The following is a 20,879-nucleotide window of genomic DNA, read 5'->3' as shown; positions in this document are numbered from 1 at the left end:
CGCGTCCCGACCGCGAGCGACGCGAACGCGATGGGCTACCAAGTGGCGAGGTCATCGCGCATGTGCTCGAGGTCGGCTCGCAGTTCATCGGCGCTATCGCCGGAGGCGGCGATCTGATGGCTCTCGGTCCACGCCTCGACCAGGCCCGCGTCGTCGAGGTAGACCTCGCAGCGCGAGTACTCGGGGCTGCCGTCGCGCTCCACGAAGACAGGGAGGTAGCGCCAGGTGCTCACGGCGCGACCTCCTTGGGCGACCCGCCGCCTGCACCCTGCAGCGCGTCGAGCCTGTGCTCGGCGTAGGCGAGGGCCCGGTCGGCCTCGCGGAGGGTGTGCTCGCCCTGCTGGATGCGCTCCAGGAGGCGTTGCACGGGCACGGCGTCGGCCTCCTGGGCCATGAAAGGCTCCCCGAGCTCGTCCTGCTCCGCCAGCGCGGCCTCCACGTGCTCCTGGTGGTGTGCGGCGAGGATCCGCAGGCGCTCAAGGCGGTCCTGCGCCCAAGAGAGCCGCGCGGGGCGCTCTAGGCCCGTCCGGCCCTGCGCCCAGGCGACCAGCTCGAGCTGGTCGACGCCCGCGGGCACGCCGGTGCCGAGGGACTCCTCGGCGAGCAGGCCCGCGGGCCCGTGGGTGAGCAGGACGAAGGGCGGGACGTCCAGGACCACGGCGATCGCGACGAGGTCGTCGACCGTCACGATGGCTCGGCCTTGCTCCATCGGGCGCAAGTCGTCGACGTCGAGGTCGTGGCCCACGACGCTCAGGGCGTAGGTCAGTTCGTCGCGGGTGAGCTGGCGGAGCTCGCGGTAGCGGGCGATCGCGTCGCCGACGGCGTGGGAGGTGATGGATGGGCGCGGCATGCGATCGGCCCCTCCGCCGTGCCGGGGACGCCGGATCGGCTCGGAGACGAGGACGTGTGAGGGTGGGCAGGTGGTGGAGCCGAGCGATGAGGGCGGGGCGCAAGCGTGGGCGTGGGCGGCTGACTGCGCTCGCTGTGGGCTGGACCGGAGGAAGGGCGGCAGGGGGTGATGAGGCGCTGAGGCACTACCCCTCACTCAATGCCTCACCCAGTGCCTCACTCATTACCGCAGGTCAAGGTCGATATTTGGATGCTTTGAGGCGCTGAGGCACTAGAACTAAGAAGTTAATGCGTGGCGGGAACGCACGCAGCTGGCCCCGCTTGGGAGCACCACAAAGATCTCCACGGTGGGCTTTCTGGCTAATCCAGTGCCTCAGCGCCTCAAACTCGCAGAAACTAGTACCTGACCAGGCATGATGTGCGAGGCAGCACGTGGGGCACTATATGGCGTCGAGTGCCTCAGTGCCTCACCTCGCCGAGACCACCGATCAGCCCTCGTCGACGTCCTCGAGCTCGGCGATGCGTCGCTGGATGGCGCTGACCGTGACCTGCGCCCTCTCGTAGTCGTCTCGCGCCGTGCTCGACTGCCACTCGGCCAACGCGAGATCGCGCTGCAGCTCCCCGAGCTGCTCGTCGACGGCGGTGCGGTCGCGGAGCAGCGACGTGAGCGGCACCTCGAGGATCTCGGCCAGCGCCACCGCTTCATCCAGTCGGACGGGCCGCTCGTGCTTCTCGGACCTCGCGACGGCACTGTGGTCGATCGTCCTGCCGACCAGCTCGGAGAGCCTCGCGGCGACAGCAGCCTGACTGAGACCCGCGCGCTGGCGCTCCTCTCGGATGCGACGGGCGAAGGTCTCGGTCGCGAAGGTCATGCCGGATCCCCTTACATACGAGCAGATTTTAGTGCGGATTACACAGATTCTCGCGATATTGGCGACGCCTATTGGCGCTCATCGCAACACCATGTTACGATAGTCGCATGGCCCGCAAGGGTCATCCCACCGCACGACCGGTAGCTGACCGGCGGATGGGTGACAGGACCCAGTGCAGTCGCCGGAGCTGAGACGCCCGGCGGTGAGGTGCACGAGTCGGCAGACTCGGCATCTTCGTCGATAGTGCAGCTCCGCGGTTGAGATACCGCGTGGCCGTGTAGGGGCCGCTCGTCGAGCCGGCCCCGCTCCACGATGAGAGCGCACTCGACACACTGCACGAGGGAGCCTCGCATGCCTGCTGTATCCATCGCCGAGCGCACAAAGGCGAAATTTGATGAGACGGTCTTCACCGTCGACGAGCTGTGCTCGCGCGGCTACGGACACAAGAACACTGTCCGGCACAACCTTCGAGAGCACGACATCCCGGTCGAGATCCTGGATGGGCGGGGCACGATTGGCGTCCGTGAGTCCAATCTGCATCTGCTTCCCATGCCGCAGCGCACCGTCGTCGCACCTCCTGAGTACGACGGGCTTGCGAACTTCGCGGCTCAGGTCGTGTCGACGTGGCCGCGCCTGACCGCCGAGCGGAAGCGCGAACTCGGACGCCTCCTCGCAACCTGACGTCGCGCGTCCCCCTAATACGAAGCGGGGCCGTCGAGCTGCAACTCGACGGCCCGACACGAACGACCTAGACGGAGGTCTGCCCGATGCCTAAGCCCATTTTTTCACAGACACCCAGCGATGACAACAAGGTTGCGAAGCGCAGCAGCCCGCTGATCGATGCGATCATTGCCAACAAGAAGCACTTTGCCGGCAAGCTCGACGTGGCTCCGCTCAACGAGGTCCTTCGACGGACGACTCTCGCCTACCTGAGCGCGATCGATCCGGCCAATCCGCCGTCGCCTGCGCAGATCGAGCGTGTCTTGCTCTCTGCTTGTCAGGGCGTCCTGCGCGCAGAGAACGTCAAGATCCCGAAGGGCGAGCCGAAGTACCTGATGCCGAGGACGCTCTACCCGGTCCAGGTCGCGCTGGTCGTCCATCACCTGCACCATGTCGCGGAGGTCACCCCAGGCGGGGCAAATTCGGACGATGGCCTCGGCGTCCTCGCAATCTACCAGCAGGCGGGCGAGTACGAAGGGCTCTACCGCCGCACCGACATGGGCCTGCTGGGTGAGCTCGCGAAGGCGTTCAACTTCAGCCACGGCGAGAAGTGGTTTGCGGAGTTCGAGCGCCAGGTCCGCCTGAATGCCGCGAAGGTCACCGAGATGCAGGACCCCGATCTCGTCGTCATGCGCGACTGCATCCTCGACTACCGGTCCGGCGAGCGCTTCGAGTTCTCCCCGGATCGCGTGTTCCTCGCCCGCAACTGCGACGTACGCCTGATCGAGAAGCAGCATCCGGTTCCCCGCATTGCTGAGGAGAACGGCAACGTCTGGGACCTCGAGCAGTTCTGGGAGGAGACGATCCCCGACGAAGGGACCCGCGCGTACCTCATGAGGATGATCGGCGCGGCACTCCGTCCACGACACGACTGGCAGAAGATGCCGTCGCTGCACGCCGAGTCCGGGTCCAACGGCAAGGGCACGATCCTCGCGCACGTCCGCGCGCTGGTGGGCGAGCGCAACTGCGCGAGCGTGCCGATCAAGGACTACGGCTCGCAGTTCGGCAAGGAGCAGCTGATCGGCATTCATCTCAACGCACCCGATGAGACCCCCGTGGGTGAGTTCATCAAGGATGCCAGCGACCTCAAGGCGATCATCACCAACGATCCGATCCGGATCGACCGGAAGCACAAGCCGGTCATTACCTACAAGCCGTCGATCTTCACGATCCTGACCCTCAACGGCGCGCTTAATTTTCGGGACAAGACCGAGTCGATGGACCGCCGCCTGGCGATCGTGCCGATGACCCAGCGGTTCCCGGACGGCGTGAAGAACAAGGCCATCAAGGATGACTACCTGCGCCGCACCGAGGTCCTCGAATACATGGCGTACAAGGTGCTCGTCGAGATCCCGAAGTACTGGGAGCTCGAGGAGCCGGCCTCTGTACGCGACGCCCTCCGGGCACACAAACGCGAGACCAACACGGTGCTCGCCTTCTTCGACGAGTACCACTCCGAGTTCCAGCGGCCTGTCCTGCCTTTCCCCATGCTGCGCGCCCTGTACGCCGCATGGCTGAAGGACAACCGCCCCGATTCGAAGCCTGTGAGTGCGAACTCCTTCACCAAGGAGATCAAGGCGCTCTTCGATCAGGACGTGTGGGTCACGCCTCAGGTCGCCACCTCTGACGGCAGTGACGACCAGAAGCTCACGACCCGCAGCTGGCTGACGTCCTCGGAGCCGGTGCTTGACGAGTACCACTACATCGATGAGGTGAGTAAGTGGCAGTGGGTGAACTCGGACTATGGGCCGCCGCGCGGCCTCCCGAAGTCCGCCCCTCGACAGGTGCGCGGACTGATGCGCCGCGACGTGTACGAGGCATGGGTCGCGGCCGGCATGAGACAAGGGTCGCTTGCTGCGGACGCAGCTGTCCGCGACGCGGATCAGTGCCGCGGTGTGACGACGAACACGAACACGACCGAGGACGACTGACCGATGAGCAACCGTCGCACCCGACGCAAGGCGCAGCGCCCCACTGCCCCCCTCTCGTTCGAGGCATTCACCCGCGAGCTGACGAAGGCCGCCGACGGCGACCCGCTCGCCGACCCGCGCATCAGGGACTTCCTCGACGAGTTCACCCGGCAGTTTGACGTGGCAGCGGTGATCGCGCGTACCGACGGCCTTGAGATGCTGCGTCGACGCGGAGGCACACGGTGAAGGCCAACCTCGATCCCCGCGCCGCGGCGCTCCGTGCCTGGGCCGAGGGCGACCTCGCTCTGGAGGCCGCCGTCGCGCTCCTGATCGAAGGCGCGCGCGGCCGGCTCCTCGACGGGCCGTGGGTCCGCCGCCACGTCTCGGGCGGGGTCTGGTTCGACGCGGACCTGGCAGCGCTGGAGGGCGGCTACCTCAGCGGCGGTGAGCGACGGCTGCTGGCCATCGCCTCCAGCCTCGCGAGCAGCGATCACCCGGTCGACCTCGGCGACGCGATCACCGGTCTCGACCCCGCCACGCTGCAGCTCGTGCTCGAGGTGCTCGCGCACGCCGGCAGCGCAGCCACCGGGTGGCCGATCGCCCGCGCCTCATCCTGACCGATTCCATGCAGGCACCCGGCGGAGCCGGGCTGCCAGGATGCGGATGCATCAGCGCCGCAACGTGCTCGAGCGCGCAGAGGACACATCGGAGACACTCTGAGGACACTGCAAAGCACGCCGTTACGTGCTCGCACAGTGGCGACACCCAGGAGACACGTGAGGGACGCCTCGGGGACACCCCGGAGACGTCTTGCGGACCCCGCTGAGCCAGCGCTCTCGAGGGACACGTCGGAGTCCCTTGAAGGACACACGGGCGACACCTCGGAAGCACTCGAGGGACACTGCGGAGCGCGTGTTCTCCGGAGACACCTCAGAGACACCTCAGGGACGTTGAGGTGTCTCTGCGTGAACACTCGGGGCTACCTGCGGGCCATGCCGTTTCTTGTGCGGCTTGCGTCCTCCCACATGTCCCCCGGGTGTCTCCGCGGAGACACATGAAGGACATCTCAGGGTGCAGGTGCCCTATGTCACGGTGCCGCCGACAATTTCGCCTGGTCACCGGATCAGGTCGTATTCAGGCGACCGGACCGGTCGCCGCATCGGCCTTCTGGCGACGCCGGACCTGCGGGGCCCCTCCGAGCGCAGCGAGGTGGGGAGGTCCGGCGATAGCCGAATTCCATGGAGAGCGCGCGCTGCTGCATGGCCACGTTCTGCGCTCCTACTGCGACCGTGGGCGGTGTCTCCGCTCCCGCTACGGTCACCGCAGGTGCAGCGTCGACGGTCCTCTCTCACACCGCGTGTGCAGAGCGCGTGTTCGGGGGTGGCTCGCGAAGCGAGCCAGGGGGCGAAGCCCCCTCTCCCGAGGACGAGCGTCAGCTCGACCGAGGCAAGCAGCCTGACTCATCGCGCGAAGCGCGGGCGGGCGCAGCCCGATCTACATATGGAGTCAGACTGCTTGCCTACTACCCGTACCCCCTTGAGGTATGTGGGGTACGGGTGCAATAATCGCAGGTAACCCGAATCGATCTGCGATCGATTGTCCTCCGGCATTCCGAGCCGTGAGTTGTCACATGTAATCGCACGGATCGAATCCAGGGGGTGCTGTCTCCATGAGTGCAGCGATCACGTCACAGTCGGCGAAGCGCAAGCTCTCGCCGGATGCGAAGGGTGTCTACGTCACGATGACGCCCGAGCGGCTCAAGCGGCTCGACGAAGACAGGTCGAAGCTCGATCTGTCGCGCGGCGGGTTCCTTGCCAAGGTCTACGACATGCACCGCGGCGACCTCGTCGCCGGTCTTCTCGCACGGCTTGAGGCCGACGAAGCGGGAGCGGAGTCGATGCAGGCGCTCGTAGATGCACTCCGTGATCTGAGCGATGCATGGGGGCACCGTGCGCTGCAGCGACAGCGCATCGGCGTCCACACCAATCAGATCGCGAAACTGGCGAACGTGCTCGGAATGCGTGCGCGACAGGGCGCGCCGGTATCTCAGGACGACATCGAGTCGCTGGTGCTCGCCCTCCAGGGCATCGAGCGGCGGCTCACCGAGCAGTCCGACGCCGAGCGCGACGACGACACGCTGCGTGCCGTGGTGCGTGCCCTCGTGGAACAGATGCGAGGGCGGGCGTGAGCGAGCCGACAGCGGGTGGCATCACCGTCAAGGTGCTCACTGGCCGCACCGCTGCGAGCTTGCAGCGATATCGCGACTCGACCAAGGAGGGCCAGGAGCCGCACCTTCTGGCGACGACGCGTCACTGTTCACATGATGTCGAGATGCAGATCGCGGAGTGGAAGCGCGTCCGCGAGGAGCACGGCACGCAGGGCGCGCGACGCACGGAGAAGGCGACCTACGAGAGCGTTGATCCCGACACCGGCATGCATGCCAGCGGACAGCGAGGCACACACGTTCGCTACCACGATGGGAAGCGGTGGCGGAAGCGCCTGGCAGGTCCCGGTGAGACGCCCACGCATCTGCGCATCGAGGCCGGCGACCTCGTGGTCAAGGAGTCCGAGGCGGTACACACGATCTACGCGGCCAGCGCCGACATCGTGAATCCGGAGAACCCCGAGGACATCGAACGCTTCTGGGCGGCCGTGAACGCCGCGCGCGATGCGCTGTATCCGGGGCTGCAGGAGTCGAGGTGGCTGGAGCGCAACGGCGAGTCCGGCCTGGTGCACGTTCATGTCGCTTCCAACGCCACGATCTACGAAGCCTTCACGCTGGATGGTGCCCACTACGCCGCGGGCAAGAAGATGGCCGGCGATCTCACCCGCGTTCACAGCATCCGGGCGGCGTTCGAGCAGCACCTGGACGCTCATCCGGAGCTCGGGCTTCGGCAGTCGCTGGCGCGGGTCGGCACGCAGGAGTACATGGACGCGCAGCAGCGCGATGGGCAGAAGAGCTACTGGGACCAGAAGCGCGGCAGGGAAAGCAGTCAGAACCGTATCCGACTCGAAGTTGCAGAGGCCCTGCAGGACGAAACGGTGGTCGACCACGACTCGTTCGTCGCCGAAATGCGATCGCGCGGCATCGTCGTCGACGAGATCGGTCTGCGTCGCGGCAAGCCCGGCAAGAACCACGACTACCGCTACCGCGTCGCCACGGGGAAGCGGTCGGTGCGGGGCGGCACCCTCGGCCCCGGGTTCACGTACTCGACGATTGGTGAGCAGCTCGACCGGAAGGCGCAGGGTCTCGAGCTCAAGCCGCTCGTGATCAGGCAGCAGACTGGCCCCAGTAAGCCGTTGCCGATTGAACAGGTCGACGGTCAGCCGCTCAGTGCTCAGGAGCAAGCGGAGCTCGAGCAGCTGAAGGCTGACGTCGAGGCGTTGGCGCAGGCTGAGCGAGAGCAGCAGGCAGCTGAGCTGTCGACGGGTGATGGTCATGAGCAGCCGTTGTCCGCCCTGGAGCGAGCCAAGAAGCAGATGCAGGAGTGGCGCGACAGTGGTGAGGACGAGGCCGAGTTTGAGCGGCTGCGCGCCGAGCGCGAGGCTGCTGCCGCTACGGCGCAGGCGAAGTCGGAGACTGCAGCGCCTGCAGAGGCACCGGCCGAGGATAAGCGTCGCCTCCTCATCACCCGCGCTGAGGAGGCCCATGAGCCCGCAGAGACCCAAGTCGCACCCGAGGAGTTCCGGTCTCGTCTGCGCGAGCTGAGGGGTCGGAATCCGAAAGCGCAGGCCCGATTGGACGCGCTGATCGCGCTCGACGAGGACTACGCGGGACGTTTCGAGCGCGGCGAGCTGCCCGATCCCGAGTTCGAGCGCCGCGCGACGCAGATCGGGATCGGGCGCGACACGCTCGAGGGCAAGCTCGGCGTGCGCTTCCACCCGGCGGTTACGAGTCACTTCGAGCGTCGCGAGACCGCGAAAGCGGTCGGCCGTCGGGAGTTCGAGCTGGCGCGCGATTCGGATAGCACTGATGACTATCAGGCGCATCTGGCTCGTTCCACAAAGGCGCGTGAGCTCACCCGTGCGGGCGAGTACGACCGCGCAGCGACGATGTCCAGCGAGCGCCCTGGATCGATGCGCGGAACCGAGGCCCCGGAGCCGGCTGCGACGTCGCGCACGGCGGCACAGCAGCGGCTCCTCGACAAGCAGATGAGGCAGAGGAGGGACAACCAGAAGGCCACGGAGACCGAGAGTCAGGGCATGGAGATGTAGCTCCAGCAAGACAGGTGAGAGGACGAGGACATGGCAGAACAGAAGACCGACCCGCGCGAAGTGCGGAAGATCAGGACGGCGATCGCGCTCGACGGGCAGAAGCAGGCCGAGCGCCGGTTCGGGAGCTCCCCGGAGATGCAGCAGGTCCAGCGCGAGTTGCAGCAGGGCCAGGCGCGTGCGGTGAACCGTCATCGCACGGCGCGCGTTGAGGGCGCGCAAGCGACCACGACGAAGGAGAACACGACGATGAACGAGAAGCAGCAGACGAACAAGCAGGGGCGGCAGAAGCCGGCACCGACCGCGGCGCAGCAGCGCATCGCCCAGCGCCAGCAGGCTCAGGCGCGGCAGAACGCGCGTCTGAGGGATCGCGGCGCGAACCGCCCGCAGGGCATGGGGATGTGAACGTGGCGACCCTCGGGATCGGCGGGCAGTACATCATCGGCGGAGCTGGTTGGCGTTTCTGCGTCGACTGCGACGAGGGCACCCATCTCACGGACGACGAGGTGCACCACCGTCCGGGATGCCCGCAGCTCGATATCAAGAGGTAGCGAGCACGTCGTCACGAGAGGCCGAGCGGCTCTACCATTCGAGCTGAGCCGCTCGGTCCCTCGCCGACCTTCCGCGAACCGGACGACATCGAGAGAATTAGGCTATGGCATCGCACGCTTCCGATCCGCTCCCCGAGCCGGATCATGAGCTCGGCTACTCGGAGGCCCTCCTCGCTGGCGTGCTCGGCGACCACATGGGGCGCTTTCACGAGTACATGATGATGAAGGCCCACGCCATGGGAGCGGACGGCCCCGTGTACTACTCATCCGACGTGCGCCGCTTCGTCGACTTCTACGTCACGCGCACGGCACGCCCGCTCACCGAGCCTGAGATTCGAGCACTGTTCGACACCTGGGAGGCAGAGCGGCGCAGGAAGGCCGACTGACATGGCTCCGCTCGCGCTACACCGCCATTGCGCCGGGCAACATCATCACGCGAGCATCTCCGTGTAGTCGATCAGCCGCACGAACGAGCCCCTCCGGCCGCGCACGAGGAGCCGCCCCTCGCCCTGGTGGCGCGGCAGCAGCTCCGCACCGTGCAGCTCGACGCGATCCGCGGAGCGGCTCTCCCGGCCTGAGGCATCCCAGGACGCAACCTGACGCTCGGTCGGCGGCTCCGTCCACGCGGCCTGCTCGAGGATGTCCTTCTCGATCGCGCCGACGCCGATGAGGACTCCGGTGCCGAGGAACACCTGGAGGAGCGCCTTGCTCTCGGCTTCACCGAAGCGCGCCGTGAACTGCGTCGAGTGCTGCGCGGCGACGGTGAAGTGGCACCCGTAGGAGCGCATGAGGCCAATGTGCTCGCGCAGGCGCGGGAGCGGGCAGATCTGCGGTGCCTCATCAACAACCATTGCGATCTTCGGCAGACCGCGCTTGATGGCGTTGAGCGTCCAGTGCGCGACGATCGATTCGATCACCGACGCGGCAGCTCCCGCCGCCGTACCCGAGGACGGTGAGACCAAGTACAGCGTCGCCGCGGGGTCCTCCAACAGCGCCGGGGTGAAGGGCTGCTCGCTGCCGTCGCCTCGCACCGCTCGCTTCTTCCAGCTCGACAGCGCGACGCGCAGGTTGATCCCGACCGAATCTCGCTGCTTCGGGTCGAGCATCTTGGTGCTCTCGATCTCGGCGACGTGACTGGAGCCGAGCAGCTCACCGCGCAGGGCGGCGACGTCCCAGCTCGGCGTCTCCAGGTCCAGTTCGTCGGTCTCGGCGTCGGTCTCGGCTCCAGGGTTGAGCGCTGCCTGAAGCACCCATCCGATCCCGCCGCCCCACACCGGCTCACCGGTCGCGGGATCGGGGTACCAGCCACCGGCCTGGATGAGACAGGCCAGCGTGCCAAGCGCGAGCGTCATCCAGAAGGCGGAATCGCCTCCCCCACCCGAGCCGCCGCCCATGCCCAACGTACCCACCTGCGTGAGAAGCGTGGCGAGGTCCATCGCCGAGTCATCCGTGGAGCCATCGGCATCCGGCACCAGCAGCGCACAGGGGTCGTTAACGACACGGATCATGTCGTCGGGCAGCTGGTCCCAGTCTGCTTGCCCCGTCAGATCCATCACATACTGCGGTCCGCCACGGTGCGCCCGATGGGCTGCCGACATCTCCGCGAGATCGCTCTTGGCGCTCACCGCGCATACCGGTCCGTCCCAGGTCAGGATCTGCGGGACCAGCACCCGACGCGACTTTCCCGCGCCCGAGCCGGCGAGCACCAGCAAGTGCGGCCCGCAGGGTGCGAGACCGGTGGGGTACCCGGTCTGCTCGTCGACCGCGAATCCGGCGAACGGCGTTCGCTCGTCGCGCTGCAAATCAGCACCTACGCTCCGAGGACCTTCGGAGACGAGGTCAGCGACCTTCGCCTTGATTGTGTCGAATAGCATCGTCGGACCCTTCGGTTGCGGTTTCCCGCCGCGGGCGTCCGGCACCAGGTCTGTGCCCACCGTGAGTTGATGCCGGAGCAGCATCGGCAATCCGACTCGCGATCGTCGGTTCCTCGTCCGCGGCCTGTATTGCCCCGCGCACCCATCGTGCACTGGACAGACCTGCGGCCTCGGCGAGCCGCGTCAGCCGCGCGGCGTACACCTCATCAACGTCAATCCGCATGCATAAATCATGTTGGATGTCTTGATTTATCTCAAGGGTGCCAGCATGATTGGGAGTGCACCGGAGCGCTCACGCCTGAGTCCGCTTGCTCTCCATATCCGGGATGACGTCTCGATCTCGGATTGGACCGCCCATGTGGAAGCTTGTCTTCGGCGCGATCATTCTTCTCGTCGTCCTCGGTGCTGCCTTCTTCATCGGCTTCATCGTCGGCACGACCGTCACCCCTCTGCCGCGTGCGGCGATCCTGCCCGTGCCCGGCCTGGACCTCGGTCATGTCTGAGGGCGGACGCTTCGAGTCCGAGCGCTCCGCGTGGATCAAGGGGCGGCGCTGGCTCGACCGCGCGGGCGCTGCCCGGCGTGCCGAGATCCTGGCGCGTCGAGCACGTCAGCGGGACCGCGCGACCGCTGGTCTGGGCGACGCCGCATTCGCGGAGACGGAGACCAAGGGCTCGTTTCACCGCTGGACGCGGCATGAGGACGCGACGACCTCGGCGTTGGGTCTGGTCGCGTGGGTACTCGTCTACGGATGGGTTTTGCCGGTCTGGTTTGGCCTGGCATGGTTGATCGGCTGGGTGTCCTACCGCGGATGGGAGCTCGCGGCCGACCGGTATCGCGTCCGTGTCTGGCCCTACCTGGTGGCGGCAACGCTCGCAGGTGCCTTCGCCGTGATCGGCCGACCGCTCGGGTGGGACCTCTGGGCGATTCACGCCTGGGCCGGCGTCATCGAGACCGTCACCGGGGGCCGGATCGCGCCGGCTGTGCTGTCGCATTGGTACGCCGCTGGCTGGATTTCCTGGCTGGAGATCCAGGTCCCCCTCGGGCTCCTGTTAGGCGGCTGGTATGCGTACGCCTGGGGCTGGGGAGCCCCGGCGGTCCGCCGCGCGTCCGCCGTCAGCGCGCCGTCCACGACCACCCGTTCGCATACCCCGTCGAAGGTCGACTCGGTCGTCCGCATCATCAGCAAGGGAGAGCAGTCATGACCACCGCCAGCGGATCCCCGCGGATCCCCGACATCCACATCCACAACACCAACTTCGACTCGGGGGCGCACGTGTGGCGCGTGCTCGCAACCTTCCTCGCGATCGGCGCTCTCGTCTCGCTCGCCTGGGGTCTGGCGCAGTTCGGCATGCTCGAGCTCGCCGCCACCGGTACTGCGGCGGTGATCTCGATGCTCGTGCAGCTGATGCTCCGCAATGGCTTCATCGTGTTGCCGAGCGCGAAGAGCGACGACGCGCGGATCGAGGAGGGTAAGAGCGCGCTCAAGGCGATTGTCGGGATGGTCCAGGCATGGATCGACCGCAGCTCACTGCTGCGTCTGGTCCTCCTCGCGATCGGCTACGGCATCGCTTTCGTGCTGCTGCGTACCGTCATCCAGTTCTCTCTGGGCGTGTTCGGCAACATCTGGGTCGCCCTTGCTGCCGGCGGCCTCCTCGCGAGTGTGATCTGCTTCCCGACGCTTTTCGCAGGGATCGTGCACTCGATGAAGACGAAGAAGGGAACGAAGTGATGACGAAGAACATGCTCGCAGGAGTCTGCGGCTGCCTCGCGCTGATGGCGGTCGCCGTCACCGGATGCACCTATCCGGGGGACGCGCCGATTGCCGAGCCCGTGCCGACGGTCACGGTCACCGCCGCCCCGGACTCTCCCGCGGAGGCGGACGTGTCTGACGATGCCGAGTCCACGGCGGACGTCAATGACGGTGACGCCGCTGAGGAGGACGAGTCGTCGGGTGAAGAGGTCGATCTCGCGCCCGAAAGCGGAGTCCAGTACCTCCACGCCGTTCAGGCATTCAGCCCCCTCCTGGAGAGCTGGGTCGTCGACCAGGACGGCGGCTCGCTGAGCTACATGCGTTACACGTGCCTGGGCCGGCTCGATGACGGCGGCACCGGAGCGATCGCGCCGTACAGGGGCGACAAGTGGCAGGTCACCTGGGACGGCGACAGTCCCCTCCGGCTGACCAGCGGCGCGACCGAGCGTGTGGCCATCACCGACCGCGCCCTCGTCCTCGGCACCGAGAGCGCGACCAGCAGCACCGAGATCGAACTCCAGAAGTTCATTGGGATGTGCCAGGACGCCGGCGAGACGATCGCCAGCTTCGTACTCAACTGAGATTGGAACAGAACAATGACCGACAACCACATCACTCTGCAGACGCACCTCGACGAGTTCGACCGTCTTCTCACGACCACCGCCGACTTCGAAGAGTCGGTGCTGCGCGATCAGCGCGGCATGATCTTCATCGCCACGCTCGAAGTCTTTCTCACCAGCGATCTCCGTGTCAGCGCCGGGGCGAGCGTTGGCGCTGGCGGAGAACTGCTCGACGTGAACATCTACCTTTACAACCGCGACGGTCGAGACGACGAGGCTCCGGTCGTCGCGGATCTCCCCGTGGAGAGGAACAGCGGACTCTGGCGGGCGATGGAGATCTGGCTCGAGGCCATGCGCGCCACCCCCGAGTCGGACTGAGCGATGAGGTACGGCTACACGCGCACGTCGACGTCGGACAAGCAGAGCGATGATCTGCAGCGTCGGGCGCTGTTGGATGCAGGCGTCGACGCGCGCCACATCTATTCCGATCAGATCTCGGGTGCGAAGCTCACTCGGTCGCGACCCGGCTGGGCGGCATTGGACATGCGACTGCGCGGGGGCGATGAACTCGTCGTCTGGCGCATCGACCGAATCGGCAGGTCGATGATCGACGTGATCACCACGGTCCACGGGCTCACGGAGCGCGGTGTCCAGGTGCGATCGCTTTCGGACGGCATGGACCCGTCGACCCGCGAGGGCCGCCTGATGCTCAACCTGATGGCGACCTTCGCCGAGTACGAGCGCGAGCTCATCCAGGAGCGTGTCCAGGCCGGCGTCGACGCGGCACGCGCGCGGGGCGTGAAGTTCGGGCGACCCGCTCCCGAGCCGGCGACCGTGGCACTTCACGTGCGCACGGTTGAGCACCTCATGGAGAACGAGGGGCTCGGCGTCGTCGAGGCTGCCAAGACGGTCGGCTGGTCAAAGGCCACGTACTACCGGCATCGCGCTGCTGTCGGAAGCTCAATGCACGCTGGCGTGGTTGCGGAACCCCATGATTGAGACGTCTCGGCAGCGTTAGGGAAACCGCAGGATCCTCGGAAACGCCCGCGTTCGTATCCCCGTGCTCTGACTCGGACCGTCGCGCTGCTTCGGCTATGCGGATTCGAGGACTGCAGCCACCTGGCCCAGCGATTCGCGCACGAGACGGTAATACGCCCAGGTCCCTCGCTGGGAGCGGGTCAGAAATCCGGCTGTGGTGAGCACCTTGAGGTGATGGGACACCGTCGGCTGCGACAACCCGACCGGGTCGATCAGATCGCACACGCACGCCTCCTGGTCCGCGCTGGACGCGACGATCGACAGCAGCCGCAGCCGGGTCGGATCCGCGAGGGCCTTCAACCGGGCTGCGAGTTGCTCCGCCTCCTCCAGCCCGAGGGGCTCCTTCACGAGCGGCGCGCAGCAGGCGACGCCGGCGGACACATCGGTGACCTCGAGTAACTGAACCATGCATCGATGATAATCGATATTGACAGTCATCGATAGATGCCCGCATACTCGTATCGACGTTCATCGATATACGGAGGTTTTGTGATGGTGACGATGCTGGATCTCACTCCCCGGGCGGTCGTGTCGGATCGGTTGGCGACGCTGCCGGTCGTGATCATCGGCGCGGGCCCAATCGGTCTGGCCGCGGCGGCGAACCTGGCCGAGCGCGGCATCGACTTCACGGTCCTCGAAGCCGGGGACCGGGTGGCGGATTCGGTCCAGCTCTGGGGGCACACCCGCCTGTTCTCGCCCTGGAAGCACCTGGTCGACCCGGCGTCCCGGCGTCTGCTGGAGGCGGCGGGCTGGGTGATGCCGGCGGCCGAGGGGCGCGCGCCGACCGGGCAGGAACTCGTCGATGACTACCTAGTCCCGCTGGCGGACCTGCCAGAGATCGGGTCGCGGATCCAGTTCGGGTCCCGGGTGATCGCGGTCTCCCGGGAGGGCATGGACCGCACCCGCACAGCGGGGCGCGCACAGGCCCCATTCCTGCTGCGCATCCAGCACCCCGACGGGCAGATCACCGAGACCACCGCGCGGGCGGTGATCGATGCGTCCGGCACTTACACGACCCCGAATCCGCTCGCCTCGTCCGGCCTCACCCCGCTCGGGTTCGACAAGGTCACCGGCCGGATCCTGCACGCACTGCCGGATGTTCTCGGCGCGGACCGCGCCCGGTTCGCAGGGAAGCACACGGTCGTAGTCGGAGCCGGGCACTCGGCGGCGAACACGCTCATCGCGCTCGGGAAGCTGGCTCGGGACGAGCCGGGCACGTTGGCGACCTGGGTGATCCGGAACCCCTCCGCGATCCGGGTGTCGTCGTCGCCGGATGACGAGCTGCCGGACCGGGCGAAGCTCGGCACCCGCACGGACCGCCTGGTCGCGTCCGGTCTTGTCTCGGTGGTCGATTCGTTCGAGATCTCCCGCCTCGAATCCACCGGTTCCGGGGTCCGGCTGGTCGGCGCGCGGCGCGGCGACCCGGCGCTGCTGGACGCGGACCTCGTGGTGAACGCGACCGGGTTCCGCCCGGACCTGGACATGCTGCGGGAGATCCGCCTAGAGCTGGACGGCATCGTCGAGGCCCCGCGCCGGCTCGCGCCGCTGATCGACCCGAACATCCACTCCTGCGGCACGGTCGAGCCCCACGGTTTCCGTGAGCTCACCCACCCGGAGCCCGGGTTCTTCGTCGCCGGGATGAAGTCCTACGGCCGCGCCCCGACGTTCCTCCTCGCGACCGGTTACGAGCAGGTCCGCTCGATCACCGCCTGGCTGGACGGCGACATGCCCGCGGCATCCGAGGTCGCGCTCACGCTGCCGGCGACCGGGGTTTGCTCCACGGGCGAGAGCACCGGAGGATCCTGCTGCTCATGACGTCAGTCCGTCCGATGCTCCCGGGTGATTGGGGGCGGGTTGAGGAGATCTTCGCGGCCGGGATCGCCGGCGGCGAGGCCACCTTCGAGACCCGAACCCCCACCTGGGAACAGTTCGACACGAGCAAGATCCCCAACCCGCGCCTGGTCGCCACCGACGACGAGGGACTCGTGGTCGGCTGGGCGGCCGCATCCGCCGTCTCCACCCGGGAGGTCTATGCCGGGGTTATCGAGCACTCCGTCTACATCGACCCCAACTGGCAGGGGCGGGGCGTCGGGCGGGTACTGCTGGGCGCGTTCGTCGACGCGGCGGAGGAAGCGGGGTTCTGGACGATCCAGTCGAGCATCTTCCCGGAGAACACCGCGAGCCTGCGCCTGCACGAGCAGGCCGGGTTCCGGGTCGTGGGGCGGCGGGAGCGGATCGCCCGCTCAGCCCTGGGCCCGCACGCGGTCCTCTGGCGGGACACCGTGCTCATCGAACGCCGCTCCGCCCGCAACGGCACCGATTGAGTCGCTGCGGCAGGGGCGTTCAGGTGAGGGCGAGAATGCGTGGGGCGAGCTGGTCGACGCGGCGACGGAGGTCGTCGAACGCGGCCTCGAACGCCTGATCGGTTCCGACGCGGACCGGGTCGGGCACAGACCAGTGCACGGTCCCGGCCGGGTATTCCTCATGCGCACGGTCGCAGACGGTGATGATGAACGCGCCCTCCATGTCGACATCGTCGACAAGCCGCGGCACCGCCCCGGAGAGGTCGAGCCCGTGTCGCGCCGCGGCCGCGATTGCGCCGGGCGCGACCTGGTCGGCGGGGTGAGTGCCGGCGGACTGGGCAGGCAGCGGGCTGACCGTGTTCCACAGAGCCTCAGCCAGCTGGGAACGAGCGGAGTTCGCGGAGCAGACGAACACGACCCGGTCCGCGCCGGCCGCGGCGGACGATCCCAGCCCCGTCAGCCCTCCCGGCACGAGCCGCACATAACTGCGCCGCTTGTCGCCTTCGGAGCGGCCACGGGTGATGATCCCCTCCCGCTCGAGCACGCCGAGGTGATGCGCGAGCAGGTTCGACGGCACCCCGAGCTCTTCACGCAGTTCGGTCGGTGACAGATCGCCGAAGGTCAGCATGTCGAGCATCCGCAGCCGCGCGGGATCCGCGAGAGCGGCGTGCTTGCGGGCCCGCTCCTCCACCGAGAATATTCGCTCACTGTTCATTGCCTCAATCTTGACTGAGCTATAGTCGGTTCGTCAAGCTGGATGAGCAACCCCGCGCATCCCGTCGAGAGGACCCTGCCATGCCCGTGAAGCCCACCGTGTTGTTCGTCTGCGTGCACAACGCCGGCCTTTCGCAGATGGCCGCCGGCTACCTGCAGGCTCTCGCCGGGGAGCGCATTCAGGTGCTGTCGGCCGGGTCCGCGCCGAAGGATCAGATCAATCCGGTCGCGGTCGCGGCGATGGCGGAGGAGGGTATCGACATCACCGGGAACGCACCGAAGCTGCTGACCGTCGACGCGGTCCGCGAGTCGGATGCGGTGATCACGATGGGCTGCGGGGATGCCTGCCCGATCTTCCCAGGGAAGCGCTACGAGGACTGGGAGCTGGATGACCCGGCCGGTCAAGACATCGACGCGGTCCGGCCCATCCGGGACGAGATCCGCGCGCGCGTCGAGACCCTCATCAGTGAACTGCTCCGGCCGTCGACGGCGACCACCGCATGAGCGCTCGTCCCCTGCTGGCCCGTCGGGCGTTGGCGGAGTTCCTGGGCACTGGGCTGCTGGTGACCGTCGTTGTCGGCTCTGGGATCGCCGCGCAGCAGTTGTCGACCGATATCGGCCTGCAGCTGCTGGAGAACTCGACGGCGACGGTGTTCGGTCTCGCGGTGCTGATCCTGCTGCTCGGCCCGGTCTCCGGAGCGCACTTCAACCCGGTCGTCTCGGCCGCGGACGCCCTCCTCGGCCGTCGCACCGGCACCGGCCTGCAGGCCCGGGAGCTGGGCGTCTATGTCGTCGCGCAGGTGGTCGGCGGGATCGGCGGGGCGGTGCTCGCGAACCTGATGTTCCAGGTCCCGACCGCGATCGCGTCCACCGAACGGGTTGCCGCAGGGACGCTGCTGGGCGAGGTCGTCGCCACCGCGGGCCTGGTGCTCCTGATCACCGGCCTCACCCGCACCGGTCAGAAGTTGCCGGTGATCGCCGTCACGGTCGGCGCTTACATCGGCGCGGCCTACTGGTTCACCTCGTCGACGTCGTTCGCGAACCCGGCGGTCACGATCGGGCGGGTGTTCACGGACACGTTCGCCGGCATCGCCCCCGCCTCGGTCCTGCCGTTCCTGGCCGCGCAGATCCTTGGCGCGACGATCGGCGTCGTCACGGCTGTCTTCCTGTTCACCCCGCCCGCCCCGGCTGGCCCGCACCCCGCGGCCGCCGTCTCGAAGGAGTCTCTCGCATGACCCATGTTGCTGTGATCGGCGGCAGCGATGCCGGCATCTCCGCCGCTCTGCGCGCCCGGGAGCTCGACCCGACCGTCGAGGTGACCGTGGTCGTCGCGGACGCCTACCCGAACTACTCCATCTGCGGGATCCCGTACTACTTCACCGGCGAGGTCGCTCCCTGGCAGTCTCTCGCGCACCGCACCCACGCGGACCTGGAAGCCACCGGCATGCAGCTGCGACTGAACACCCTCGCCACCGGCATCGACGTCGCCGGTCGCCGTCTCACCGTTCGCGACCAGGGCGGGGTCGAGTCGATGATCGCCTACGATGAGCTCGTGGTCGGCACCGGCGCGCTTCCCTCCCACGCGGGCATCGCCGGCCTCGACCAGCTCGGCCCCGACGACGGCGTCCACGTCATCCACTCCATGGGCGACACGTTCGCCCTGGACCGGCACCTCACGGAGCGGAACCCTGCCTCGGCGATCATCATCGGAGCGGGCTACGTCGGCCTGGAGATGGCGGAAGCGTTTGCCGCGCGGGGCATGAAGGTCACACAGTTGCAGCGCGGCGGTGAGGTCCTGTCCACCCTCGATCCGGAACTCGCCGGCCTCGTCCGCGCCGAGCTCGAGGAGCACGGCGTCGAGGTCCACACCGGCACCCTCGTCGCCGGCGTCGAGAAGACCCCGGCCGGGCTCGTGGTCACCGGAACCCGAAACGGGCAGCCCGTGACCCACATGGCGGACCTGGTCCTCGCGGTCGTCGGCGTCCGTCCCAACACGTCTCTCCTCGAGGCGGCCGGAGCGTCGCTTGGGGCGGGTCGGGCGGTGGTCGTCGACGAGCAGATGCGCACCGGCCTGCCGCACGTGTTCGCCGCCGGGGACGGCGTGATCACCCATCACCGGCTCCTCGGTACCACGTACCTGCCGCTCGGCACCACGTCCCACAAGCAGGGTCGCGTCGCCGGCGCGAACGCTGTCGGCGACCGGGCCCGGTTCGCGGGGTCGGTCGGCACCCAGGTCGTGAAGGTGTTCGACCTCGTCGCCGCCCGCACCGGCCTGCGCGACCAGGACGCCGCGACCGCCGGCTACTCCCCGGCGACGGTCCAATCGGCTGCGGACGATCACAAGCGCTACTACCCGGGCGCGCAGCCCATCACCTTCCGGATCACGGGCGACACCACCACCGGGCGGCTCCTCGGAGCCCAGCTCGTCGGACGGCTCGGCACCGAGACCGCGAAACGCGTCGACACGTTCGCCACCGCCCTGCACGCGGGTCTCACGATCGCGGAGATCTCCGACCTCGACCTCTCCTACACCCCACCCCTCGGATCGCCCTGGGACGCCGTCCAAGTCGCGACCCAGACCTGGTCCCGCACCCACACCCCGAACGGAACACTCGCATGAGCACCCCCACCGTCCTCTTCCTCTGCAAGCACAACGCCGGACGCTCCCAACTCGGCGCAGCGCTGCTCGAGATCCTCGCCCCCGGCCAGTTCACGGTCACCTCCGCCGGCACAGCGCCCGCCGACGCGGTCAACCCCGCGATCGCCGCGACGATCGCCGAGCTCGGCCTCGACATCAGCGCCCGAATCCCACGCGCCGTCACCACCGACAATCTCGTCACCGCGGATATCGTCATCGCGATGAAGCCCGGGCTTGCCCTTCCCGCCACACCCACGGGCCGGTTCCTCGAGTGGTCGTTCCCCGACCCCACCGACTGGACCCCGGAGAACGTCCGACCGCTGCGCGAGGCCGTTGCCACTCAACTCCGCGACGAGTTGCTGGCTGCCTGACTCCATCGCGACCGGACGCGGCGAGTCTCGATCACCGGGCGGACGGGCGACGCTCTGACACCTGATTTTGGGCAGAGTTTCTCCTTAACCATTGGCGATGTGACGCTTTTCGAGGCTCCTAGCGACGCCGACGGTTGCCCTTGCGCTTCCGCTTGCCGGTCGGCTTACGGAGCAAGGAGATGGTCTGGTTTATGGCAAGAACCAGACCCGTCAGCGAAGCGAGGAACGTCGTGATGTCGTTGAGCAACGTCATCAAGCGACCTCCCCTCAGGGTGGTGCTCGCCAATGGGGCGAGCGAGGCCGCAACGGAGATCCGCTGCGAAGCTGCGGGGCCAGCAGGCACAAGAAAGGCCCGCTCGAGGAACGGGCCAGGCCGGGCACGAATGTCAGGAGCGCAAAGATCCGGACACTTTGACGCTAGGGGCGGCAAACACTCACGACGATTGCGACATGCCGCCCGGAAACGACGAAGCCCGGTCTGGGACCGGGCTTGGCACACGAGTATCGCGCAGTGAC

Annotated in this window: 27 protein-coding genes; 21 read left to right on the top strand and 6 right to left on the bottom strand. The window is 67.6% G+C overall.

Translation table 11 applies throughout. The annotated features are described in order from the left end of the window. Positions 1-35: 35 nt before the first annotated feature. The 3 genes from ACWGJP_RS10630 to ACWGJP_RS10620 form a co-directional block, all read right to left on the bottom strand. The gene (locus ACWGJP_RS10630) at positions 36-233 is read right to left on the bottom strand and encodes a hypothetical protein (RefSeq protein WP_452329764.1); all 198 of its coding nucleotides are present in this window, start codon (positions 231-233) and stop codon (positions 36-38) included. Beyond that, positions 230-850 carry a hypothetical protein gene (locus tag ACWGJP_RS10625; protein WP_452329763.1) on the bottom strand — a complete coding sequence of 207 codons (621 nt, stop codon included), beginning with the start codon at positions 848-850 and terminating at the stop codon, positions 230-232. The genes ACWGJP_RS10630 and ACWGJP_RS10625 overlap by 4 nt, the downstream gene beginning before the upstream one ends. 487 nt (positions 851-1,337) lie before the next feature. After that, positions 1,338-1,721, bottom strand: a complete 384-nt coding sequence (locus ACWGJP_RS10620) for a helix-turn-helix domain-containing protein (RefSeq protein ID WP_452329762.1) — start codon at positions 1,719-1,721, stop codon at positions 1,338-1,340. Between the two features lie 351 nt (positions 1,722-2,072). On the opposite strand from ACWGJP_RS10620, the gene ACWGJP_RS10615 reads away from it, so the two are divergent. The 9 genes from ACWGJP_RS10615 to ACWGJP_RS10575 all read left to right on the top strand — a co-directional run bounded on the left by ACWGJP_RS10615 (position 2,073) and on the right by ACWGJP_RS10575 (position 9,500). Then, positions 2,073-2,402, top strand: coding sequence for a hypothetical protein (locus ACWGJP_RS10615; RefSeq protein ID WP_452329761.1), 330 nt, complete (start codon positions 2,073-2,075; stop codon positions 2,400-2,402). 86 nt (positions 2,403-2,488) lie between these two features. Beyond that, complete coding sequence (locus ACWGJP_RS10610) at positions 2,489-4,372, top strand: DNA primase family protein (protein WP_452329760.1); 1,884 nt, start codon at positions 2,489-2,491, stop codon at positions 4,370-4,372. Positions 4,373-4,375: 3 nt separating this feature from the next. Next, positions 4,376-4,597, top strand: coding sequence for a hypothetical protein (locus tag ACWGJP_RS10605; RefSeq protein ID WP_452329759.1), 222 nt, complete (start codon positions 4,376-4,378; stop codon positions 4,595-4,597). Continuing rightward, positions 4,594-4,968, top strand: a complete 375-nt coding sequence (locus ACWGJP_RS10600) for a hypothetical protein (protein WP_452329758.1) — start codon at positions 4,594-4,596, stop codon at positions 4,966-4,968. Before ACWGJP_RS10605 ends, ACWGJP_RS10600 begins: the two co-directional genes overlap by 4 nt. A 1,052-nt stretch (positions 4,969-6,020) precedes the next feature. Further along, on the top strand, positions 6,021-6,539 hold the full coding sequence (locus ACWGJP_RS10595; RefSeq protein WP_452329757.1) for a hypothetical protein: 519 nt from the start codon (positions 6,021-6,023) through the stop codon (positions 6,537-6,539). Then, the gene (locus ACWGJP_RS10590) at positions 6,536-8,566 is read left to right on the top strand and encodes a hypothetical protein (protein ID WP_452329756.1); all 2,031 of its coding nucleotides are present in this window, start codon (positions 6,536-6,538) and stop codon (positions 8,564-8,566) included. The genes ACWGJP_RS10595 and ACWGJP_RS10590 overlap by 4 nt, the downstream gene beginning before the upstream one ends. Positions 8,567-8,596: 30 nt before the next feature. Further along, entirely contained in the window at positions 8,597-8,968 is a 372-nt protein-coding gene (locus ACWGJP_RS10585) for a hypothetical protein (RefSeq protein ID WP_452329755.1), read from the top strand. Positions 8,969-8,970: 2 nt separating this feature from the next. Continuing rightward, positions 8,971-9,114, top strand: a complete 144-nt coding sequence (locus ACWGJP_RS10580) for a hypothetical protein (RefSeq protein WP_452329754.1) — start codon at positions 8,971-8,973, stop codon at positions 9,112-9,114. Positions 9,115-9,218: 104 nt separating this feature from the next. Beyond that, a complete protein-coding gene (locus tag ACWGJP_RS10575) occupies positions 9,219-9,500 on the top strand; it encodes a hypothetical protein (RefSeq protein ID WP_452329753.1) in 282 nt (93 codons plus the stop codon). A gap of 45 nt (positions 9,501-9,545) precedes the next feature. On the opposite strand, the gene ACWGJP_RS10570 is transcribed toward ACWGJP_RS10575, so the two are convergent. Then, positions 9,546-10,916, bottom strand: a complete 1,371-nt coding sequence (locus ACWGJP_RS10570) for a type IV secretory system conjugative DNA transfer family protein (protein ID WP_452329752.1) — start codon at positions 10,914-10,916, stop codon at positions 9,546-9,548. A 428-nt stretch (positions 10,917-11,344) separates the two neighbouring features. Here ACWGJP_RS10570 and ACWGJP_RS10565 point away from each other — a divergent pair, with 428 nt between their 5' ends. From ACWGJP_RS10565 to ACWGJP_RS10540, 6 genes are read left to right on the top strand one after another with little or no spacing between them, the layout of a single operon-like run. Further along, entirely contained in the window at positions 11,345-11,491 is a 147-nt protein-coding gene (locus ACWGJP_RS10565) for a hypothetical protein (RefSeq protein ID WP_452329751.1), read from the top strand. Next, on the top strand, positions 11,484-12,191 hold the full coding sequence (locus ACWGJP_RS10560; RefSeq protein WP_452329750.1) for a hypothetical protein: 708 nt from the start codon (positions 11,484-11,486) through the stop codon (positions 12,189-12,191). Before ACWGJP_RS10565 ends, ACWGJP_RS10560 begins: the two co-directional genes overlap by 8 nt. After that, positions 12,188-12,718, top strand: coding sequence for a hypothetical protein (locus ACWGJP_RS10555; protein WP_452329749.1), 531 nt, complete (start codon positions 12,188-12,190; stop codon positions 12,716-12,718). The genes ACWGJP_RS10560 and ACWGJP_RS10555 overlap by 4 nt, the downstream gene beginning before the upstream one ends. Further along, the gene (locus tag ACWGJP_RS10550) at positions 12,718-13,320 is read left to right on the top strand and encodes a hypothetical protein (RefSeq protein ID WP_452329748.1); all 603 of its coding nucleotides are present in this window, start codon (positions 12,718-12,720) and stop codon (positions 13,318-13,320) included. The genes ACWGJP_RS10555 and ACWGJP_RS10550 overlap by 1 nt, the downstream gene beginning before the upstream one ends. A 15-nt stretch (positions 13,321-13,335) precedes the next feature. Beyond that, complete coding sequence (locus tag ACWGJP_RS10545) at positions 13,336-13,677, top strand: hypothetical protein (protein WP_452329747.1); 342 nt, start codon at positions 13,336-13,338, stop codon at positions 13,675-13,677. A gap of 3 nt (positions 13,678-13,680) precedes the next feature. Next, positions 13,681-14,298, top strand: a complete 618-nt coding sequence (locus ACWGJP_RS10540) for a recombinase family protein (protein ID WP_452329746.1) — start codon at positions 13,681-13,683, stop codon at positions 14,296-14,298. A 93-nt stretch (positions 14,299-14,391) separates the two neighbouring features. Here the strand turns inward: ACWGJP_RS10540 and ACWGJP_RS10535 are convergent, their stop codons facing one another. Then, positions 14,392-14,745, bottom strand: a complete 354-nt coding sequence (locus ACWGJP_RS10535; protein ID WP_452329745.1) for a metalloregulator ArsR/SmtB family transcription factor — start codon at positions 14,743-14,745, stop codon at positions 14,392-14,394. A gap of 84 nt (positions 14,746-14,829) precedes the next feature. Between ACWGJP_RS10535 and ACWGJP_RS10530 the strand changes: the two genes are divergently transcribed. Continuing rightward, on the top strand, positions 14,830-16,152 hold the full coding sequence (locus tag ACWGJP_RS10530; protein ID WP_452329744.1) for an FAD-dependent oxidoreductase: 1,323 nt from the start codon (positions 14,830-14,832) through the stop codon (positions 16,150-16,152). Continuing rightward, positions 16,149-16,661 (top strand): N-acetyltransferase family protein, encoded by a 513-nt coding sequence (locus ACWGJP_RS10525; RefSeq protein WP_452329743.1) that lies wholly within the window; start codon positions 16,149-16,151, stop codon positions 16,659-16,661. The genes ACWGJP_RS10530 and ACWGJP_RS10525 overlap by 4 nt, the downstream gene beginning before the upstream one ends. 19 nt (positions 16,662-16,680) lie before the next feature. Here the strand turns inward: ACWGJP_RS10525 and ACWGJP_RS10520 are convergent, their stop codons facing one another. After that, on the bottom strand, positions 16,681-17,355 hold the full coding sequence (locus ACWGJP_RS10520) for an arsenate reductase/protein-tyrosine-phosphatase family protein (protein ID WP_452329742.1): 675 nt from the start codon (positions 17,353-17,355) through the stop codon (positions 16,681-16,683). 80 nt (positions 17,356-17,435) lie between these two features. Between ACWGJP_RS10520 and ACWGJP_RS10515 the strand changes: the two genes are divergently transcribed. The 4 genes from ACWGJP_RS10515 to ACWGJP_RS10500 are packed head-to-tail and all read left to right on the top strand — an operon-like array spanning position 17,436 to position 20,363. Then, a complete protein-coding gene (locus tag ACWGJP_RS10515; RefSeq protein ID WP_452329741.1) occupies positions 17,436-17,858 on the top strand; it encodes an arsenate reductase ArsC in 423 nt (140 codons plus the stop codon). Continuing rightward, complete coding sequence (locus ACWGJP_RS10510) at positions 17,855-18,589, top strand: aquaporin (RefSeq protein WP_452329740.1); 735 nt, start codon at positions 17,855-17,857, stop codon at positions 18,587-18,589. The genes ACWGJP_RS10515 and ACWGJP_RS10510 overlap by 4 nt, the downstream gene beginning before the upstream one ends. Further along, positions 18,586-19,974 carry an FAD-dependent oxidoreductase gene (locus ACWGJP_RS10505; protein WP_452329739.1) on the top strand — a complete coding sequence of 463 codons (1,389 nt, stop codon included), beginning with the start codon at positions 18,586-18,588 and terminating at the stop codon, positions 19,972-19,974. The genes ACWGJP_RS10510 and ACWGJP_RS10505 overlap by 4 nt, the downstream gene beginning before the upstream one ends. Continuing rightward, positions 19,971-20,363 carry an arsenate-mycothiol transferase ArsC gene (locus tag ACWGJP_RS10500; RefSeq protein ID WP_452329738.1) on the top strand — a complete coding sequence of 131 codons (393 nt, stop codon included), beginning with the start codon at positions 19,971-19,973 and terminating at the stop codon, positions 20,361-20,363. Before ACWGJP_RS10505 ends, ACWGJP_RS10500 begins: the two co-directional genes overlap by 4 nt. The last annotated feature ends 516 nt before the right edge of the window (positions 20,364-20,879 follow it).

It is taken from the genome of Microbacterium sp. NPDC055903 (genome assembly GCF_053615555.1).
The sequence above is the reverse complement of the archived record's forward strand: the minus strand, read 5'-3'. Positions and strand labels throughout refer to the sequence as shown.

What these genes read in the sequence shown, in the direction of transcription:
- ACWGJP_RS10625 (WP_452329763.1), bottom strand. Translation starts at nt 850, where the DNA reads ATGCCGCGCCCATCCATCACCTCCCACGCCGTCGGCGACGCGATCGCC.
- ACWGJP_RS10620 (WP_452329762.1), bottom strand. Translation starts at nt 1,721, where the DNA reads ATGACCTTCGCGACCGAGACCTTCGCCCGTCGCATCCGAGAGGAGCGC.
- ACWGJP_RS10615 (WP_452329761.1), top strand. Translation starts at nt 2,073, where the DNA reads ATGCCTGCTGTATCCATCGCCGAGCGCACAAAGGCGAAATTTGATGAG.
- ACWGJP_RS10610 (WP_452329760.1), top strand. Translation starts at nt 2,489, where the DNA reads ATGCCTAAGCCCATTTTTTCACAGACACCCAGCGATGACAACAAGGTT.
- ACWGJP_RS10605 (WP_452329759.1), top strand. Translation starts at nt 4,376, where the DNA reads ATGAGCAACCGTCGCACCCGACGCAAGGCGCAGCGCCCCACTGCCCCC.
- ACWGJP_RS10595 (WP_452329757.1), top strand. Translation starts at nt 6,021, where the DNA reads ATGAGTGCAGCGATCACGTCACAGTCGGCGAAGCGCAAGCTCTCGCCG.
- ACWGJP_RS10585 (WP_452329755.1), top strand. Translation starts at nt 8,597, where the DNA reads ATGGCAGAACAGAAGACCGACCCGCGCGAAGTGCGGAAGATCAGGACG.
- ACWGJP_RS10575 (WP_452329753.1), top strand. Translation starts at nt 9,219, where the DNA reads ATGGCATCGCACGCTTCCGATCCGCTCCCCGAGCCGGATCATGAGCTC.
- ACWGJP_RS10565 (WP_452329751.1), top strand. Translation starts at nt 11,345, where the DNA reads ATGTGGAAGCTTGTCTTCGGCGCGATCATTCTTCTCGTCGTCCTCGGT.
- ACWGJP_RS10560 (WP_452329750.1), top strand. Translation starts at nt 11,484, where the DNA reads ATGTCTGAGGGCGGACGCTTCGAGTCCGAGCGCTCCGCGTGGATCAAG.
- ACWGJP_RS10555 (WP_452329749.1), top strand. Translation starts at nt 12,188, where the DNA reads ATGACCACCGCCAGCGGATCCCCGCGGATCCCCGACATCCACATCCAC.
- ACWGJP_RS10550 (WP_452329748.1), top strand. Translation starts at nt 12,718, where the DNA reads ATGACGAAGAACATGCTCGCAGGAGTCTGCGGCTGCCTCGCGCTGATG.
- ACWGJP_RS10545 (WP_452329747.1), top strand. Translation starts at nt 13,336, where the DNA reads ATGACCGACAACCACATCACTCTGCAGACGCACCTCGACGAGTTCGAC.
- ACWGJP_RS10540 (WP_452329746.1), top strand. Translation starts at nt 13,681, where the DNA reads ATGAGGTACGGCTACACGCGCACGTCGACGTCGGACAAGCAGAGCGAT.
- ACWGJP_RS10535 (WP_452329745.1), bottom strand. Translation starts at nt 14,745, where the DNA reads ATGGTTCAGTTACTCGAGGTCACCGATGTGTCCGCCGGCGTCGCCTGC.
- ACWGJP_RS10530 (WP_452329744.1), top strand. Translation starts at nt 14,830, where the DNA reads ATGGTGACGATGCTGGATCTCACTCCCCGGGCGGTCGTGTCGGATCGG.
- ACWGJP_RS10525 (WP_452329743.1), top strand. Translation starts at nt 16,149, where the DNA reads ATGACGTCAGTCCGTCCGATGCTCCCGGGTGATTGGGGGCGGGTTGAG.
- ACWGJP_RS10520 (WP_452329742.1), bottom strand. Translation starts at nt 17,355, where the DNA reads ATGAACAGTGAGCGAATATTCTCGGTGGAGGAGCGGGCCCGCAAGCAC.
- ACWGJP_RS10515 (WP_452329741.1), top strand. Translation starts at nt 17,436, where the DNA reads ATGCCCGTGAAGCCCACCGTGTTGTTCGTCTGCGTGCACAACGCCGGC.
- ACWGJP_RS10510 (WP_452329740.1), top strand. Translation starts at nt 17,855, where the DNA reads ATGAGCGCTCGTCCCCTGCTGGCCCGTCGGGCGTTGGCGGAGTTCCTG.
- ACWGJP_RS10505 (WP_452329739.1), top strand. Translation starts at nt 18,586, where the DNA reads ATGACCCATGTTGCTGTGATCGGCGGCAGCGATGCCGGCATCTCCGCC.
- ACWGJP_RS10500 (WP_452329738.1), top strand. Translation starts at nt 19,971, where the DNA reads ATGAGCACCCCCACCGTCCTCTTCCTCTGCAAGCACAACGCCGGACGC.